An 18987-nucleotide genomic window follows, 5' to 3' on the forward strand; every position below is an offset into this window, starting at 1 on the left:
TGATACTTCATTGGGTCACAATCTTTATATAGACCTATTTCCATTAACCATTAAGATTCATTCGTTAACCCATCATAAATTCGGTCCAAATTCCATTTCATCATAGCGTAGTAACTATCTCCCTCTTCGCCTTCTTCTGCTATAGAATCGGTGAAGACTTTGGAGAATATTTCAATTCCGGTTTCTTGAGATATAGTTTTCATAGGACGATCATCTACACTTGATTCGACAAACAAGGATTGCACTTCGGTATCCCGGAGCTTATCTACCAGATTTTTAATTTGATTTGGAGTCCCTTCTTCTTCCGTGTTTATTTCCCAAATATAGGCGGAAGGAATGTTATAGGCTTCTGAAAAATATTTAAAGCACCCTTCACTCGTTACAATCCATTTCTTATTTGCCGGAATAGAATCGAATTTACCTTTTGCTTCCTCATCTAATTCCTTTAATTTATCCACATAATTCGCTAAGTTCTCTTGATAGTAAGTTTTATTCTCCGGATCCTTTTCTGATAATTGCTTTTCAATATTTTGTGCATAGATAATGCCATTTTCGAGGTTTAACCAAGCATGTGGATCTTCTTTTCTTGCTTCTTCTTTTCCTTCCAAATACAACGGTGCTACACCTTCACTAACAGCAAAGTAATCCTTATTTTCTTCTTTGTTAGCATTTTGCATGAGTTTCGTAAACCAAGCATTTCCACCTGTCTCCAGATTTAAACCGTTATAAAATACGATATCCGCATCAGTTGCTTTTACAATGTCATCTGGTAGTAGTTCATATTCATGTGGGTCTTTCCCTACCGGAACGATACTATGCAAGTTGACATTGTCACCTGCAATATTTTTCGTTATATCCCAAATAATCGAGTTGGTTGTCACGACATTCAATTTATCATTATCATAGGAGCTATTATCCGTTCCACATCCAGCTAATAACAATAGGCTTCCTACTACAATGGTTAGAAATATTGTAGCTTTTTTCGTTATATTCATGCTCTTACTACCTTCTTTCTAAAGACGTTTTGCTTTGGTGATAAGAAGAAGCTAACCGCAAATAGAATGGCGGAAGTGAGTACAATACAAGAACCAACAGCAATATTAAACGTATATCCAATTACTAGACCGATGATGGATGATGCACCTCCAAGAATAGAGGAGAGAATCATCATTGAGCTTAATCGGTTGGTAAACAAATAGGCTGTGGAAGCTGGTGTTATCAGCATAGCCACAATTAAAATAGTACCGACACTTTGCATCGCGGTAACGGACACCACGGTTAAAAGAATCATTAATAAGTAGTGATAACGGTTGACGTTCATTCCAAATGCTTTTGCCATATTAGAATCAAAGGATGTAATCAGTAACGGCTTAAAGAAAATAACTAAAATAATAAGGACGATAAATAAAATAGAAACCGTCAGCCATTTATCAAAATCCTGTACCACTAATACATTCCCAAAGAGAATATGGAAAAGGTCGGTGGAGCTATTAGCGATTCCAATTAATATAACCCCTAATGCCAGGAACGAGCTAAACGTTATTCCAATGGCGGCATCGTTTTTTATTTTACTGTTATTGGAGATATACGTAATTATAAAGGAAGCTAATAATCCTAGCGCGATTGCTCCAACTAGGTAGTTAACACCTAATAAGAAGGAAATCGCAACCCCAGGTAGTACGGCATGAGAGATAGCATCGCCCATTAGCGACATCCCTCTAAGAATGATGAAACAACCAACAGCACCTGCAACAATACCAATTGCGGTCGCTGTAACAAATGCATTCTGTAAGAAATGATAGTCAAAAAAGTCATGGATAAAGTTCCCTAGCATTATCCCTCATCGCCTTTCACTACAATGGAATCTCCATATGTTTTAATTAGATTATCCTCTACAAATACTTTTTTTGTATCTCCATAGGCAATTAATTGCTTATTCATTAGAATGAGCTGGTCAAAGTATTCCTTTACTTTCCCAAGATCATGGTGAACGATAAGAATCGTCTTTCCTTGGTTTCGAAATTCAACTAGCAAATCCATGATAATCTTTTCACTCACCGTATCAATTCCCACAAAGGGCTCATCAAGGAAAATCAAATCTGCTTCTTGTACTAATGTCCTAGCAATTAGAACGCGTTGGAATTGCCCACCAGACAAAGCCCCGATTTGTTTATTTTGATACTCGTGCATGTGTACCTTCTTCAAGGCATCCTCTACACGCTTCCAATCTTGTGCCGTAATTCGTTTAAATAACTTCCCTGAAGGATATAAGCCTAATGAGACACATTCTCTAACCGTAATCGGAAATGTATAATCAATAGCGCTCTTCTGCTCTACATAAGCAACTTTTCTTTGCACATTTTTTAACATGGTTCCGTTATAATAGGTTTCCCCACTACTTGGTATTAATCGAAGAATTCCTTTTATAAGGGTTGATTTACCCGCTCCATTCGGACCAAGTATACCAACTATAGACGGCTTCTCTATTTGGAAGCTAACATTTTCCACTACATTGGTTCTGCCATCATAGCTAATGGAAAGGTCTTTTACTGCTAACATGTGTATCACCCCTGCTTTGTGTCATCATCTATTTACGCAAGAAGTCAATTCTCGAAAAGAACCAACTTATTTTGCACTCCCATCGAAAAATGTCCTTCGTGTAAAAATGTTTCCCTAGGTAAACTTTATACTTAATATACTCCTTTCAGTTGGTTTTGTAAAGTAAATAATTTTATGGATTTCTTTCATAGAATGCGCTTGTTTCTAGGTTTTCAATACGAAAAGAGGAGGCTTTTTTCCAATATAAAATGTACCCATGAATAAATCTCATAGGTACATTTCAACTTTAAACAATTTATAAACCAATCTAGTATTACAGTATTATTTCCCTAATCACGAAACACTACCTCTTAAACACCCGGTCCCCATCATAACTATAAACCGCAAGCTTATCATCCACATATGTCTCCATATACACCTTCCTTCCCCATAACTGGTATATATAAGGCAGGACATTTTCTAAATAATGTAGATCAAGCTCGGTACCTTCGTAGCCATGTACCAAATAAAGCTCGCCATTACGTAAATAGTCCCCATCCACAACACGAATGTATGGAAATCCACCATTCACGCGCATAGACACTAATTGGTCACGGATATTTTCATAATCCTTATCCGAAATGCGGTAGTAGGCACCTTGCTTTTCGAATAGATACAGGTCCTCTCGCTCCACTAATTCCTTTGTCAGATAGTTACGGATGAAGGAGATGTCGGATTCAATTTCCCGTACTTCGAAAATCTTTTCCCGACCTGATCCTGGTTTTATTCCTCTTTCCTTCATTTCCTCTGTCGGGTTGTTGTAGCGTTCTTCGATGTCTTCAAATATTTTCAAACCTAAATAGTATGGGTTGATTTGTTGTTTGGATGGCTGTACGACAGCAGAGTTTAGTTTAGCAAATTCGACGGTTTCATCGGATGTTAAGTCTAGTTCACGTAATATACGTTGGTGCCAGTAGGAAGCCCAGCCTTCATTCATGATTTTCGTCTCCAACTGTGGCCAGAAATAAAGCATTTCCTCGCGCATCATCGTCAGAATATCGCGTTGCCAATCCTCTAATTCTCGGCTGTAATGCTCAATAAAGAGAAGCAAATCCTTTTCCGGCTTTGGCGGGAATTTCTTCCGCTTCTTTACACTTGGCTTCTCCTCTTTTTCTTTTTCATCTAATCCCCATAAATCATCATATGGGGAAGTGGCCTTCTTAATTGGGGACTCCTCCTCATCCCAAGCATACTCCGCAAGCTTAGGGCGCACGATGGAAGGGTCGATATGTTCTTGAATAGCAAGTACGGCATCTAAGAATTTCTCCACTTCATCTCTACCATGCAGAAGCTCATAGTGGGCAATACGTTCTGCGGTTGCTGTCATGCTTTCGACCATATCCCTTCTCGTATTGGAGAAACGAACATTATTTTTAAAGAAATCACAATGAGCTAGAACATGAGCAATGATTAATTTATTTTGAATCAGACTATTCGTATTTAATAAGAAGGCATAGCATGGATCGGAATTAATGACTAGCTCGTATATTTGACTTAAGCCTAAATCATATTGTAGCTTCATCCGGTGGAATTGTTTTCCAAAGCTCCAATGGGAAAAGCGTGTTGGCATACCATAGGCACCAAACGTATAAATGATATCGGCTGGACATATTTCATAACGCATCGGATAAAAATCTAACCCAAACTCTTCTGCAATTTCTGTAATTTCCTCAATTGCTTTATGCAGCTCTTTTGCATCGGTCAATGATGATCCCTCCAAAATATGCTTTTTATAGTTTATGAGGGAGTAAAGGAATGATGAACCACATAAAGGAATAATGTGACACCCCATTAGAAGAGATAGTAAGTTTTTCCACTTAAGGCTTAGCAACGAAAGGCTATAAATAAAGGATTCCTATACAAATTCGTTATTCTGACGGCATTTGAATTTCAATTCGCTCATTGTTACATCAATTATGACAACTTACGAAACCAGCTTAAATCGTAACAACTACTATTTACAAAACGTAACCGTTCCGATATAATCATTTCTGAACGATTTAAGGGAGAGTTGTCATTTGAAAAATATCTGGTTATTAACTATTTTTATAGGATTACTATTACTATTAGCAGCATGCAACACGAATGATGAAAATGCATCATCAGCTGCTGGTGTTCAAAATACAGACGATACACTAACGATTTTCACTTCTATCTATCCATTAGAAGATTTTGCAAAAAAAATCGGTGGAGAGCATGTACAAGTAAATACCCTTATCCCACCAGGAGCAGACAGCCATACGTTTGAACCTACCTCTAAGGATATCTTAGATATTGCCAAGGCAGATGCCTTTATCTTTAATGGACTTGGTATGGAGTCGTACGCGGAAAAAGTAAAGGAAACATTGAAGAAAGAAGATGTGGTATTCGTGGAGGCAGCAGAAGGTATTGAAGCTATTCCACATGATCATGAGCATCATGGCGAAGAAGCTAGTCATGATCACGACGGCGATGACCACCAGGATTCAGAACATGATGACGGTCATCACCATGGGGATCAAGACCCTCATGTATGGATTGACCCATATCAGGCGATCGTTCTCGCTGAAAATATTAAAAATACACTCGTTGATCTAAAGCCTGAAGCACGTGAAGAGTTCGAGGAAAACTTTGAAACATTGAAACAAGACTTGGAAGCATTAGATGAGGAATTCCATCAATTAGTAGATTCCAGGGAAAATCCGGAGATGATTGTCTCACACGCTGCCTATGGTTATTGGGAGAAAAGCTACGGCATTAAGTCCATCCCAATTGCCGGTCTATCTTCTAGCCAAGAGCCGTCTCAAAGTGAATTAACAAAGCTAATCCAAGTTGCAAAAGAAAAGGATTTAAAATACGTTATCTTTGAACAAAATATAACCCCTAAAGTTGCAAAAGTTATTCAAGACGAGATTGGTGCGGAAGCCCTGTATTTGCATAATTTATCCACACTGACAGATGAGGATATCGAAAGTGGAGAAGATTACTTCAGTTTAATGGAGCGAAACTTGGAAACATTAGATAAAGCATTACGATAACACTTTACATCTGAAAACAGTAGTGAACAACTATAATAAACTACAAGAAAGCTTGGAAATGGGTTTGACCCTCATTCCAAGCTTGCTTCATCTTGTTATTGTATTTAACGTACCCGCTATACCGCACATTTATCCAAAAATAGGATATTTAAGCTTTGTCGTCTCTAGCTAATCTATTAGAAATTCGACTCGCCTATCTTTGTCTAATAAAAAGTAGAAATTTTTAAAGTGACTTATTTCATCCTGATCCTTCATTTCAAAATTAGCATCACTAATACTTGCAGAATACTTACTGAAATCCTCATCACTTTCATGAAGGGTTAATTTTATTTCTAAAAACTCATTTTCATTTTCAAATTGAAGGACAAGCAGATCATCATGTAGTTCATACTTCCCGTCACCATACCTATTACTTGTAAATCCATTTCCACCTTTAAATTCTATTGTCATAATAGAATCATATTTTATCGGGCCACCCTCTAGTGGCATATATGGATGAGCAAGTCTGAAGGTTTGACCAGATAAATCATCGCTAGGCGTAGAGCCAAAAGGTAATATGCTTAACACAAGTGGAACAAAAATAGCTAGACAAGCAATAGCTGCTATATAAGGAAGAACTTTGGAAGTTATCTTTCTTTTCCTAGGAATAGGCTTCACCTTAGCCCACAATTCTTCTTTCAACCCCTCTGGCACCTTAATTGAATCCATCTCCTTGGTTATGTGTTCTTTTATGTTCTCTTCTTTTAGATTATGATTCAACACCATTATCACCTCCCAATTGATACTGATCATATAATTTCTGTTTTGCACGATATATTCTTGATTTAACAGTTCCTAATTTAATCGAAAGTAGGCTTGCAATTTCTTTCTCTGTTAAATCTTCTATATATTTCAAAATCAATACTTGTTTTTGGTCTGGTGGAATAGCATCTAGATAATTTTCTAACTCATCTTTCTTATAATTAAATTCATCTGAGATGGCAATATGTTCTTCTTTTAATTTATATGCTAGTTGTTTCTTATTTTTATTATAAATATCAATAGCCGTACGTGTTGCAATAGTAGTAATCCAAGCATTAAGTTTGGATTGCTGCTTCATTTTCCCCCAATTTTTAAATACCTTTATAAAGGTATCATGTGTCGCATCTTTGGCTAGCTCCTCATTTTTCAAGATATAAAAGGCAGTTTTATACACTTTCTCGAAATAGACTTCATATATTGCTGCTTCATTTAGCCCACTAATCCCAAACACCCCCTGTATATATACAGACCGTATAACACCTTGAAAAGTTCCTCTTTGACTAAAACTTTTAAGCTCTACATTCAATTACAATATAACAGGATTTTAACACACCTAATACACAACCAATTCCATTTTTAACCACAAAAAAATAGTGCTATCCCCAGGATGAGATAGCACTATATATTTCTCAATAAAATTTTAGAATTTCCCACTACTATTGTTAACGATTATTAAGCCGTAACCATGACTTTACACATATTATTCGTAAATTCAACTGGATCCTCTACTGGTAGGCCTTCAATTAGTAGTGCTTGATTGAACAGAATGTTAGTGAATAGATCTAATCTTTCTTTATCCTTCTCAAATGCATCCTTTAATGTTTGGAAGACTTCATGGTTTGGATTAATTTCTAGTACCTTCTCCGCTTTTACATGCTGGTTATTATCTGGCATCGCATTAATAACCTTTTCCATCTCAATTGAGATTTCTCCATCTGCAGTTAAGCATACTGGATGAGAACGTAAACGCTTGGATAGTCGAACTTCTTTTACCTTTCCAGCTAGCTTTTCCTTCATGTATTCGAAAAGCTCTTTGTATTCCGTTGTTTCTTCTTCTGTTGTCTTATCGTCTTCTGAGTCAATGCCTAAGTCTTGGCTAGAAACAGATTTGAATTCTTTTTCCTCATAGCTCATAAGCATGCGGATAGCGAATTCATCGATTTCTTCTGTAAAGTATAGAATTTCATAGCCTTTATCCGCTACAAGCTCTGTTTGTGGAAGCTTGTCTATACGGTCAATAGAATCACCTGTTGCATAGTAAATATACTTTTGATCCTCTGGCATTCTGGATACATACTCTGCCAAGGTCACCAGCTTCTTCTCTTTAGAAGAGTAGAATAGCAATAGATCTTTTAATGTATCTTTATTCGCTCCAAACTCGTTGTATACACCAAACTTTAATTGGCGACCAAATGCTTGGAAGAATTTCTCATATTTTTCTCGATCATCTCGTTGCAGATTGATCAGCTGTTGTTTAATTTTCTTATTAATATTTTTTGCAATAAGCTTTAATTGTCTATCATGCTGTAGCATTTCTCGGGAAATATTCAGGGATAGGTCCTCTGAATCGACAAGTCCCTTTACAAAGCTAAAGTGGTCTGGAATCAAGTCTCCACACTTCTCCATAATTAGTACACCATTGGAATATAGCTCTAATCCCTTTTCATAATCCTGCGAGTAGTAATCAAATGGACGGTTTTCCGGAATAAAAAGAAGCGCATTATAACGAATGGTACCGTCGACACTTAAATGAATATGTTTTAATGGTTTATCAAAACCATATCGCTTCTCACGATAGAAGTTCTCATAGTCCTCATCAGATAGCTCGCTTTTATTCTTTTTCCAGATTGGAACCATGCTGTTGATGGTTTCTTCCTCTTTATAGTCGATATATTCATCGCTATCGTCATCCTTCTTGCTTTTCGTTACTTCCATCTTAATAGGATAACGAATGAAATCGGAATACTTCTTCACAATCTCTTTCAGACGATATTCTTCTAAGTATTCATCATAATTCTCATCTTCTGTGTTTGCTTTTAGCTTTAATGTAATTTCTGTTCCAACTGAATCTTTTGACGCAGCTTCTAGCGTATAGCCATCTGTACCTTTGGACTCCCACTTGAACGCTTTCTCACTTCCTAATGCTCTACTTACTACCGTTACAACATCTGCAACCATAAACGCTGCATAGAATCCAACACCAAATTGTCCGATAATGTCATGACCATCTTTAATTTCATTTTCATTTTTAAAGCTTAAGGAACCACTTTTAGCAATAGTACCTAAGTTTTTCTCTAGCTCTTCTTGGGTCATTCCAATACCAGTATCGGTAATTTTTAATGTTCTTGCCTCTTTATCCGCTTCAATCTTTATATAGTAATCACTTTGATTAAAGGTTAAATTCTCATCGGTTAATGCTTTGTAGTAAATCTTATCGATTGCATCACTCGCATTTGAAATTAGCTCACGCAAGAATACCTCACGCTGTGAATAAATAGAGTTAATCATTAACTCTAATAACCGCTTCGATTCTGCTTTAAATTTCCTTTTCCCCATGCTCAACACTCCTTTTATCATGATAAATAGTTTCGATTAGATTATTTTTAGCACTCTACAGCCGAGAGTGCTAATCACTACCACATAAATACCATATTTTATGAAAAGGTGTCAATTGGTAAGGATAGATTTCGCATATTTCTATACGGTTTAGGAGAATTTATAAGCAGGAGGGATGGTTATGGAACATCAATTTTTATCTGTTGAAGCATTTAACGAGCTTATTCAACAGTGGAGCGGAAGACAAGTTAAAATAACGAAGCACGAAATGGACGATGTTGACCAAATCGTGCTTCATTTAGAAAGTGTATCGTACGACCGTAATACGCGTAGAATAGATGATTATGTGCCCATGCACAGTCTACAGTTAAATGGGGAAGGTCAGATTCAAACATTGGCAACGATGAGTACACAGCCCCTTCCTTCTCCTTCTTACGAAATACCGCTACAGGACAGTACCATGTATGAATTTGATGGGGAAAAATTTTTTATTACGACAGAGCGTGGGGTTTATAAGGTAGAGTTGGCTTAAGTGTGATAGGGGCCAATTTGATGGCCCTTTTTTCTTTGCACAAAAAAGCCTCTCTCGTGTTTTACGACAGAATTCGCATGGCATGATTACCACCCTTTTAGATAAAATTCCATTGCGTTAGGATATTCCACTTATATTCCTCACCTATCTTGTGTAAGCTCTTTATTATAAAAAACCTATATGTGAGTTATACTTTTTTACGCTTCCAATTCTTGTACCAATTCCTTATCATCCGACTAGGTTCTACACCTAGCTCTCTTGTCAATAGACTAGTTAACCTTCGATATTGCTCTTCCACCGCTATTAGTTTATTCATGGTAGCATATATTTTCATCAGTTCAAAGTAACTCTCTTCTACATCAGGATACATTTGCTGTATCCTCTGGCAGATCTTAATAGCATCTTCATGGTTTCCTTTACCTTGATAAAAATTTATTAAATTTATACTATGGTTCAACCACAGCTGTTTAAACCGCTCTTTCTCTGCCTCTGCCCATAAATATCCAAATTCCCCCAGATAGTCCCCTTTATATTCATAAAATACATGCTCATATTCCATATAGTTCTTATCCGATATCGGTTCTAATTGGTTTAAATGTTGTTCCCATTCCTCGGTATCAATTTTGATATTATCAACAGTTAAAGTATATCCACCGTTACCACTTTGAATAGACAATGATTCTAAGCCATACTGTTTAAGGGTTCTTCGAATGTGATAGATAGTTGTATAAAGCTGTTGGGTATTATTAGTGGATGGCCAAAGTAGGTCGACCAGTATCTCCTTATTAATCATTTTCCCTCTGTTATGGAACAAGTACGCGAAAAGCTCCTGCGCCTTTGATGTTCGCCACTTTAAGGCTTCTTCCTTATAATCTGGTCCTTTTACTTTAATTTGATTAAAGCATTGAATCCAAGCCTTATCCATTCCCCCCTCCGTACTAGGTAAGGGACTGTTACTAATGCGGCGCTGTAATTGTGTTAGAGACTTTCTCAAGCGATTTCCCAAGATAGGCTTTAATATGTAATCAAACGCAAATAATTCAAAGGCCTCTATCGCATACTCATTATAGCCAGTTACAAAAACGATTTCTATATGATGATTTATCTCCTGAATTTTTCCTGCTAATTCGAGACCATTCATTCCCGGCATTTCAATATCTAAAAATACTACATCAGGAGAGATTACTTCTATTTCCTTTAGTGCCTGTGATGCATTCTGATATGCCCCAACCACTTCTATTTCGTCGATGTATTCCGCAAACAGATGCTCAAGTCTCGTTAATGCTAGATGCTCATCGTCGATTAGAATCACTTTCATTGATTCACTCTCTCCCTTCGCCAATTCAATGATGTAAATAAATTAGTATAACGTACACTTTCATTCAACAGTACTATGGATTTATAAATTTAAGAATTCATTGATAATCATACAACACGACCTTGATAATTTAAAGGATAACTACCAAAATATAGATACGAAGAAAAGGTAATTCGTAAAGTTTTTATCTACTATAACAAGTGATAATTATACATTTAAGGCAGACAATACCAGGTAGTCCTACTAAAGTAACCAAAACATGGAGCTACGTAATAAAAGTATTTTATAAAATTAAAAAACCGTTGATAATCATGATTAAATCTCATCAACGGTTATGACTAGCTATTTAAAATAATATCGGTTGTATTTAAATGAAATAGGCTGTTTAGTCGACTCTTTTTGCTGTAAAAATAAAACGCTCTGGTGCATCTCCAATATAGCCAAAAGGATAACACGTTGTAACAGTTAATATTTCTTCGGGCGCAGTAGGCTTAATAACCGTAAGATCATCAGCATCTACAATTTTTGTATCCACAATCTCGTAGGTAAATTCTCCATATTGTAATTTAACAATAAACTGATCGCCAATACCTATTTGGTCAAATTTTTTAAATACCGTGTCACGATGTCCGGATAACACGATCTGGTCATTTTGATTAGGTAAAGCAGTCCCTATATAGTGACCAACACCTTTACGAAGCTGTTCACTATCTGTGCCCTCTACTATTGGTAGCTCCTCATCGATTTTAGGCACTTCTAATATACCGATTGCATCCCCTATTTGAAAATCGGGGATATCTATCTCTTCCTCTTCTTGCGGTGGAGATTCTGAGATTAGCCCTTTAGCTTCTACCAATAATTTATCCTGCTGTTGGGCTGAATTCCATATATTAAATATGGAATATCCAGTCAAGGTAACACCAGCTGCAATTAATAATACAGTAACAAAGGAAAATATCTTTTTTGCCATGCTATTTCATCACCTAACTTTCGCGCGATTCTAACTACTCTTATCATAACTGCTTCTTGGGTATATGTTAATAGATAAAGTATCCTATTTTAAGTAATATTTACAAAAAAGCGCTTTGGTATAGAACAGTGAAAAAAGAAAGATAGTCTCCCAGCTGTTCTAACTGGTATGACTATCTCCTTTTACCAATACTTTAGTCTCTTGCTACTTTCCTCCTTGAAATCCATACCACTAAACCTAATAGAAATAATGCTGCACCTATAAGAAGGAAATTATAGTGATTAGTTGCTGTTTTTGGCAGTTCCTTGCCACTTACAGGAGCTTCCCTATTTCCATCCTTATTATTTGTTGGATTAGGTCCGCCATTTTGATCCTCATCTTCTGGGCTTGGCTTTGCCGGAGGATTCGTTACTTCTTTTTCAATCGTAATCGCTTCTATTGGTGTTTCTGGATTATTGATGTTGCCTCCATCTACGGTTGCAATATTTTCAATTGTATCACCGGTTTGTTTCGAATCGATTAAGGCATGGAAGGTAATGGTTCTCCACTCCGTATCAGCAACATCACCAAAGCTTGCAGTAATGGTCCCATCTTTGTAGCTACCATTCCCATCATGGCTTACCTCAATAGTTCCTTCTACAAAGGAAAGTCCTTTCGGTAGAGCGTCCGAGATTACAAGGTCTTCAATGACACTATCTTGCACTGTATTTCTAGCTTTTATGGTGTAAATGACCCTGTCGCCTACTTCATAAATATTCTTGCCCTCTTTAGCATTAACTGCTGTCTTCTCCGATTCAACTTCCGGATTACGAGGATAGATTCTTACTTCATTTTCTGGTTTATCTGATGAGGTAACATTGTCACCTTCTACCACTGCGATATTGGTGATATCCTTACCTGCTTGTCCTTCTTTAACTTTCACTTGGAAGATTATAGAATGCCATTCGGTATCTGTAATATCGCCAAATTCAGCTAATATTTCCCCATTAATACTCTCACCAGCATCATCATCTTCAGCATCAGTTACAGAATTTCCATCTACAGTTAAAGTACCTGTTAAATATTCCAATCCATCTGGGATTGTGTCAGCGATTATTAGATTGGATACCAGACTATCTGGTACGGTATTACGGGTCTGGATGGTATAGGTTAGAATATCCCCAACCTCTGCATAATCCTTGTTAGAATTGCCTTCCGCTTTTTCTGTAATAGCTGACGTTTTTTCTGACTCTAGTTCAGGATCTCTAGGATTAACCGTAATTTCATTTTCGGGTTTATCTGGAACTTCTATATTACCACCGTCAACTGTCGCGATATTTTGAAGTGTTTTTCCAACTTGGCCAGAATCAATCGTAGCTTGGAAGGTGACAGTACGCCATTCTGTATCTGACACATCGCCAAATTTTGCTGTAATTATTCCGTTACGGAAATCAGCGACTCCTTCATGACTTGCTTCAAGGCTTCCTTCTATAAAGGTAAGTCCTTCTGGCAATACATCCGTAATTTCAAAGTTAGTCACTAGACTTTCTTTTACAGTATTGCGAGCTTGAATAGTATATTCAATTGTATCTCCTACTTGGTAGGCCTTATTGTTCGAATTGCCTTCTCCTTTTTCCACAATACTAGAGCTTTTCTCGGATTCAAGTACCGGAATTCTTGGATAGACAAGCAGCTCGTGCTTTGGTTCCTCTGGTGTATCGACATTTTCTCCATCAACTAATGCAATGTTGATAATATCTTGACCGGCTTGACCAGCCCCAACTACTACCTGGAAGGTTAACGTGTGCCATTCGGTATCCGTGATATCACCAAATGCTCCGAGGATTTCACCGTCTACACTATGACCGGCGTCATCATCTGCTTCATCTGTGACGGAAACGCCATCCACAGTTAGCGACCCCACTACATATTCCAAGCCTTCTGGAATGGTGTCGCGAATAGTAAGGCTTTCTACCAGACTATCTTCTATTGTGTTGCGTGTTTGAATCGTATAGGTTAAGATGTCCCCTACTTCTGCATGTTCTGTATCTGTGTTACCTTCCAATTTTTCGGCAATACTAGCTGATTTTTCCGAATCTAACTTCGGTTCTTTTGGATCGACTGTAATTTCTTTTGCTGGTTTGTCCGGCTCGTCGAAATTATCTCCATCTACCGTTGCGGTATTATTGATGGTTTGACCGGATTGACCGGAATCAATCGTCGCTAGGAACGTTACGATTCGCCATTCGATATCGGTGACATCTCCAAACGCTGCCGTTATAGTTCCGTCTTCGAAGTTGCCGCTTCCATCATGGCTTAATTCTAAGCTATCTTCTACGTAGGAAAGGCCTTCTGGTAGAACATCGGAAATAACAAAGTTTTCCACTACACTTTCCTTCACCGTATTTCGAGCTTGGATCGTGTACTTAATCGTATCGCCTACTTCATAAACTTCTTTACCTTCTTCTACATTTTCAGCCATTTTTTCCGATTCCACTTTCGGTTCACGTGGGTATACAAGAACTTCCTCACTCGGCTCATCCGGTTCATCGATATTGTCTCCATCTACAGTGGCGATATTTTTAATATCTTGACCAGCTTGTCCTTCCCCAACTACCACTTGGAAGGTCACTTTGTGCCATTCGGTATCGGTGATGTCGCCAAATGACCCGAAGATTTCGCCATTTACACTGTGACCTGCATCATTGTCTTCTTCATCTGTGACAGCGACTCCGTCTACAGTTAATGATTCTGCTACATATTCCAGCCCCTCCGGAAGTACGTCACGAATGGTAAGGTTTTTGACGAGACTATCTTCTACCATGTTACGTGTTTGAATCGTGTAGGTTAAGATATCTCCCACTTCTGGGTGTTCTGCATCTGTATTACCTTCAAATTTTTCTGCAATATCATAGGTCTTTTCCGATTCTAATCTCGGTTCACGTGGATCAACCTGAAACTCTTCACTTGGCTCATCTGGTTCCTCAACATTGTCTCCATCCACAGTTGCCGTGTTTTGGATGGTTTGACCGGATTGACCAGCGTCAATGGTTGCTAGGAATGTTACGATTCGCCATTCGACATCCGTGACATTGCCGAAGTTCGCTGTTAGGGTTCCATCTTCCATGGTTCCTATTCCGTCATGGCTTACTTCCAAACTACCTTCTACATAAGTAAGGCCTTCTGGTAATATATCTGAAATAACAAAGTTCTCAACAACACTTTCTCTGACCGTATTTCGGGCTTGGATCGTGTATTTAATCGTATCTCCAACTTGGTATTTCTCAGTATCATTGTTACCCTCACCTTTTTCTTCGATGCTGGAGAACTTATCGGAGTCTAGTTTTGGTTAACGTGGATAAACTAGAACTTCTTCGCTTGGCTCGTCTGGTTCATCGATATTGTCACCATCTACTGTTGCGATGTTTTTAATATCTTGACCAGCTTGTCCTGGACCTATTTCCACTTGGAAGGTTATAGAATGCCACTCCGTATCGGTGATGTCCCCAAATGAACCGAAGATTTCTCCGTTTAGACTATGACCGGCGTCATCATCTTCCTCATCTGTGACCGATACGCCATCTACACTGAGTGTGCCCGTCACGTATTCCAGTCCTTCTGGAAGTTCGTCGCGGATAATAAGGTTTTTGACGAGACTATCTTCTACCGTGTTACGTGTTTGAATCGTGTAGGTTAAGATGTCCCCTACTTCTGGATGTTCTAGGTCTGTATTACCATCCGCTTTTTCAAAGACTTCTGCGGTTTTTTGAGATTCTAATACAGGCTTCTGATACGCGAGTTCCGTTGTCGTCTCATTTGATTCTGTTGTTTTACTCTCATTGGTTAATAGATTGTCATAGTTAATTTTTGCTTTATTGATAATTTCACTTACGGTATCATCTACCAGTGCTTTTACTTTAAATTGTACGGTAACGCCATTCGGTAGATCGTTTGTATTAGGTAAATCTCCTAATTCTATGATCACGTTATTACTTTCTTCATCGTACCAACCTGCATCGTCACCTTTTTGGTCCGTTAAATCCCCTGTACCTGGTCCATCGATTATTTTTAAGGAACCAGGAACATATTTGGTACCGGCAGGAATAGCGTCTTCGAATACTGCATTTGCTGCAATATCTCCGCCGTTGTTCTTAACGGTTACCTCATAGGTTAATTCTTGTCCAGCGAGTACCTCTCCTTCTGGAGAAACAGTTTTCTCTACCACCACACATGGTTCGGTCCCGAGGAAGATATTATCTAAGAAATTTCCAGATGAAGGTTCCCCAAGAACAGACTCAACGGCTTCAAAACCAAAACGTGTGATAGTTTGGCCAGCAGGAACTGAATAATTCCCACGATACTCTACCCATCCTTCAGTAGTATGTGTACTGATCGTTTCAACAACCGGTAGATGAGCAGGATCAGTTGCATTTGAACCTATTCTAACAGCCATTTTATCGTATCCATGTGTTTGGAAATCATATGCAGCTCTGTGTGACAAACGCCAGCTAATCGTTTGACCCGGTGTTGTTTCTACATCTTGATACAATTGACCAAAATCATATGCGTTTAACTCTACATACTGCTCCCCATCTGGAACATTAGTCATATAATGATACTTGCTATTTGGATCAGGGTATATACCAAGTTTAGGAGATCCCACTTCTAAAGATCCTGTACTATCAGTAGTTTGCCATCCTGGAACAAAATCATCATAAATAGCCTTCCAAGTACTACCAGGATCGTAATAGACAGCCTCATCAGGAACGTTCAGTACATCTGGCTCCTCAAAACTACCATTAATCAACGCTACTGGTGCTGCACAAGCGTCAATTCCCTCTCTTGGTAGGATTGTATTCGTTGTTTCATTTGTTTCGGTTGTTTCTCTTTCATTTATTAATAGATTGTTATAGTTGATAAAAGCCTTGTTGATAACTTCTCTTTCAGCATCCGTGTCCAGCGCCTTTACTTTAAACTGAACCGTAATCCCATCTGGTAAGTTATTGGTGTTTGGCAAGTCGCCTAACTCTACGATGACTTTTTTCCCGTCAAAATGACCGGCATCATCACCTTCTATATCCGTTAGATTTCCCGCTCCTGGTCCATCGATAATTTTTAAAGAACCTGGAACATACTCTGTACCTTCAGGAATAGCATCTTCGAATACTGCATCGGCTGCAATATCACCACCGTTATTCTTAACAGTTACTTCATAGGTTAATTCTTGCCCAGCAAAAACCTCTCCCTCTGGGGAAACGGTTTTCTCTGCAACGACACATGGTTTTGTTCCAAGAAAAACATCATCTAATAAATTCCCCCAACGTTGATCTCCACCAGCTGCGTCTATGGAGTTAAAAGCAAATCTTGTTGTTGCTTGCCCAGCTGGTACTGTATAAGATCCAGAATAATATTCCCAACCAGTATTTCCTGTACTTATTTCCTGTATTACTGGCAGCTCATCTGCTGGGGTATCGACTGAACCTATTTGTACAGCCATAGTATCTTCACCTAAAAGTCCCCTGTGAGCTACTCTCCAATATATGGTTTGACCTGGTGTCGTTTCAACATCTTGGTACAACGCCGATACTTGATCCGCATTTAATTCAGCATATTGATTCCCATGTGGGGGATTGATTTCCATCCCTGCTAAAAGATATTCGGATTTCATAATCTGAATAAATTTATCCGAAGCAGTTGTTTGCCAACCTGGAACTTCGTATTCGTAGAAATACTGCCAAGCATGCTCTGCTCCTGGTGAACCTGTATCCCCTGGCATTCTAGCAGTAGGTTCCTCAAAACTACCATTAATCAATGCTACCGGTACTGGACACGCCCCTACTGGTGGCTCCTCCATATCCGGTGGCTGTTCTGTAGCTGGAATCGTATCAGAAACCTCTATACAATTGACATTGGCTGAAACCGTCACTTCCGTAGAATGATCAGCATTAACCAATAAAGCATGGATTTTCCCTTCTGTATCTGACACTAATTCAGTTAAAGGCTCTCCATTCGGCCCGGTTAACTCCCCACTAGTAGTCGTAAAAGAATCCGGAACTGCACCGGCAACCGGATTACCTGAAGGGTCTGTTAAAGTCACTGTAACATTATGTACACCCGGACTGCTTGCCGACTCCGTAACTAATTCCACATTGCTTGGTGCTATTTTGTAATCATTTTGTGGATTAAGTGTCGTCATCGGTGCATAGTCATTTACAAAATACCAGCTATGAATATCATGAGTCTCATAATTAGGAGATCCTGTAGCAGCCGTAAAACCAGCGTGAAATGGCTGACCACCAAATATATTGCTAAGGTCAATGCCATCTACATCCAATACTTTATTTGCACTAGCCCTGTCTGGGGTAGTGCCTAGAAGCACCTGAACAGTTTGAGCTACACTATCATAATCGATCCACGTGTAATACATAGTCCCATTAGATAAAACAAAGTTGGTACCATTACTCGCATTATATTGGTTCAAATCAGTAAACCAACCAGGCTGATTGACTAACTCCCCATTTGTTGCGAGTCCAATGTAGTTATCAGAGGGATCTTGATAAACATCATTTTTAAATGTATCGTACTTAATCGTAAAACTAGGTGATAGTCCGTAGTATCCCACGCTACCACCTGGTACTTCTAAACTAGTTGTACCTGTCTGGAGTGTGAACGTCAAACCATCACTTGGACCTGCTGCACTTTGATTACTCATCATAAATGAAAAGGCAGTACTGAAAGAGTAATTGTTTACAGGACAAAGCTTATTGTTATTAAAAACCGCTCCACTTTGTATTGTTTCTGCTGGGGTCAAACGGATAAATTCTGCCCCATTAGGAACTTCTGCCGCACCATTTACAGTAAATAACTGATTAAATTTTTCATTGGAAAATTCATCAAATTTATATGTTAACCATTTACTATCTGTTGCAGTCGCTGTCACATCTTCTGCTGCTCCACCTTCCGCTTGAACTAAAGGAGCTATCGATGGAAAAATACTATAAAGCATTACTAGTAATATTAACAAGCAAATAGAAACTTGATGCATACCTTCCCTTACTTTTCTATTAATCCTCATCCACTTACCCCCCTCTTTTTTAACGTAAAGCACAAAAGTACAACAATAGTGCATATATTTAGACATTTAAAGATATTTTACAACAATTTCCTATACAAAAAATGGACAATTAGCATTGATTAAGATGGTTAAAATTAACCA

The 18987-nt window shown here is 38.3% G+C and carries 13 protein-coding genes; 2 read left to right on the top strand and 11 right to left on the bottom strand.

The annotated features are described in order from the left end of the window. Window positions 1–50: 50 nt before the first annotated feature. The 4 genes from ACSKT4_RS12415 to ACSKT4_RS12430 form a co-directional block, all read right to left on the bottom strand. Window positions 51–995, bottom strand: a complete 945-nt coding sequence (locus ACSKT4_RS12415; protein ID WP_465823497.1) for a metal ABC transporter substrate-binding lipoprotein — start codon at window positions 993–995, stop codon at window positions 51–53. Beyond that, window positions 992–1834, bottom strand: a complete 843-nt coding sequence (locus tag ACSKT4_RS12420) for an iron chelate uptake ABC transporter family permease subunit (RefSeq protein ID WP_465823498.1) — start codon at window positions 1832–1834, stop codon at window positions 992–994. The genes ACSKT4_RS12415 and ACSKT4_RS12420 overlap by 4 nt, the downstream gene beginning before the upstream one ends. Continuing rightward, on the bottom strand, window positions 1834–2559 hold the full coding sequence (locus ACSKT4_RS12425; RefSeq protein ID WP_186868072.1) for a metal ABC transporter ATP-binding protein: 726 nt from the start codon (window positions 2557–2559) through the stop codon (window positions 1834–1836). The genes ACSKT4_RS12420 and ACSKT4_RS12425 overlap by 1 nt, the downstream gene beginning before the upstream one ends. 343 nt (window positions 2560–2902) lie before the next feature. Then, window positions 2903–4303, bottom strand: coding sequence for a SpoVR family protein (locus ACSKT4_RS12430; protein WP_465823500.1), 1401 nt, complete (start codon window positions 4301–4303; stop codon window positions 2903–2905). A gap of 313 nt (window positions 4304–4616) precedes the next feature. Between ACSKT4_RS12430 and ACSKT4_RS12435 the strand changes: the two genes are divergently transcribed. Next, window positions 4617–5615 carry a metal ABC transporter solute-binding protein, Zn/Mn family gene (locus ACSKT4_RS12435; protein WP_465823501.1) on the top strand — a complete coding sequence of 333 codons (999 nt, stop codon included), beginning with the start codon at window positions 4617–4619 and terminating at the stop codon, window positions 5613–5615. A 168-nt stretch (window positions 5616–5783) separates the two neighbouring features. Here the strand turns inward: ACSKT4_RS12435 and ACSKT4_RS12440 are convergent, their stop codons facing one another. The 3 genes from ACSKT4_RS12440 to htpG form a co-directional block, all read right to left on the bottom strand. After that, window positions 5784–6377, bottom strand: coding sequence for a hypothetical protein (locus ACSKT4_RS12440; RefSeq protein ID WP_465823502.1), 594 nt, complete (start codon window positions 6375–6377; stop codon window positions 5784–5786). Then, window positions 6364–6867 carry an RNA polymerase sigma factor gene (locus ACSKT4_RS12445; protein ID WP_186868068.1) on the bottom strand — a complete coding sequence of 168 codons (504 nt, stop codon included), beginning with the start codon at window positions 6865–6867 and terminating at the stop codon, window positions 6364–6366. The genes ACSKT4_RS12440 and ACSKT4_RS12445 overlap by 14 nt, the downstream gene beginning before the upstream one ends. 221 nt (window positions 6868–7088) lie before the next feature. Beyond that, window positions 7089–8972, bottom strand: a complete 1884-nt coding sequence (gene htpG / locus ACSKT4_RS12450; RefSeq protein WP_186868067.1) for a molecular chaperone HtpG — start codon at window positions 8970–8972, stop codon at window positions 7089–7091. A gap of 181 nt (window positions 8973–9153) precedes the next feature. Between htpG and ACSKT4_RS12455 the strand changes: the two genes are divergently transcribed. Continuing rightward, on the top strand, window positions 9154–9504 hold the full coding sequence (locus tag ACSKT4_RS12455; protein WP_211740997.1) for a protein YmzB: 351 nt from the start codon (window positions 9154–9156) through the stop codon (window positions 9502–9504). A gap of 187 nt (window positions 9505–9691) precedes the next feature. On the opposite strand, the gene ACSKT4_RS12460 is transcribed toward ACSKT4_RS12455, so the two are convergent. The 4 genes from ACSKT4_RS12460 to ACSKT4_RS12475 form a co-directional block, all read right to left on the bottom strand. After that, window positions 9692–10822 (bottom strand): response regulator, encoded by a 1131-nt coding sequence (locus ACSKT4_RS12460; RefSeq protein ID WP_211740996.1) that lies wholly within the window; start codon window positions 10820–10822, stop codon window positions 9692–9694. A gap of 385 nt (window positions 10823–11207) precedes the next feature. After that, the gene (locus tag ACSKT4_RS12465) at window positions 11208–11792 is read right to left on the bottom strand and encodes a class D sortase (RefSeq protein WP_186868064.1); all 585 of its coding nucleotides are present in this window, start codon (window positions 11790–11792) and stop codon (window positions 11208–11210) included. 193 nt (window positions 11793–11985) lie between these two features. Beyond that, window positions 11986–15090 carry an isopeptide-forming domain-containing fimbrial protein gene (locus ACSKT4_RS12470; RefSeq protein ID WP_366480632.1) on the bottom strand — a complete coding sequence of 1035 codons (3105 nt, stop codon included), beginning with the start codon at window positions 15088–15090 and terminating at the stop codon, window positions 11986–11988. 30 nt (window positions 15091–15120) lie between these two features. Next, on the bottom strand, window positions 15121–18846 hold the full coding sequence (locus ACSKT4_RS12475) for a lectin-like domain-containing protein (RefSeq protein ID WP_465823504.1): 3726 nt from the start codon (window positions 18844–18846) through the stop codon (window positions 15121–15123). Window positions 18847–18987: the final 141 nt, after the last annotated feature.

The organism is Ornithinibacillus liuyingii, from assembly GCF_055550225.1.

What these genes read in the sequence shown, in the direction of transcription:
- ACSKT4_RS12415 (WP_465823497.1), bottom strand. Translation starts at nt 995, where the DNA reads ATGAATATAACGAAAAAAGCTACAATATTTCTAACCATTGTAGTAGGA.
- ACSKT4_RS12420 (WP_465823498.1), bottom strand. Translation starts at nt 1,834, where the DNA reads ATGCTAGGGAACTTTATCCATGACTTTTTTGACTATCATTTCTTACAG.
- ACSKT4_RS12425 (WP_186868072.1), bottom strand. Translation starts at nt 2,559, where the DNA reads ATGTTAGCAGTAAAAGACCTTTCCATTAGCTATGATGGCAGAACCAAT.
- htpG (WP_186868067.1), bottom strand. Translation starts at nt 8,972, where the DNA reads ATGGGGAAAAGGAAATTTAAAGCAGAATCGAAGCGGTTATTAGAGTTA.
- ACSKT4_RS12455 (WP_211740997.1), top strand. Translation starts at nt 9,154, where the DNA reads ATGGAACATCAATTTTTATCTGTTGAAGCATTTAACGAGCTTATTCAA.
- ACSKT4_RS12460 (WP_211740996.1), bottom strand. Translation starts at nt 10,822, where the DNA reads ATGAAAGTGATTCTAATCGACGATGAGCATCTAGCATTAACGAGACTT.
- ACSKT4_RS12465 (WP_186868064.1), bottom strand. Translation starts at nt 11,792, where the DNA reads ATGGCAAAAAAGATATTTTCCTTTGTTACTGTATTATTAATTGCAGCT.
- ACSKT4_RS12475 (WP_465823504.1), bottom strand. Translation starts at nt 18,846, where the DNA reads ATGAGGATTAATAGAAAAGTAAGGGAAGGTATGCATCAAGTTTCTATT.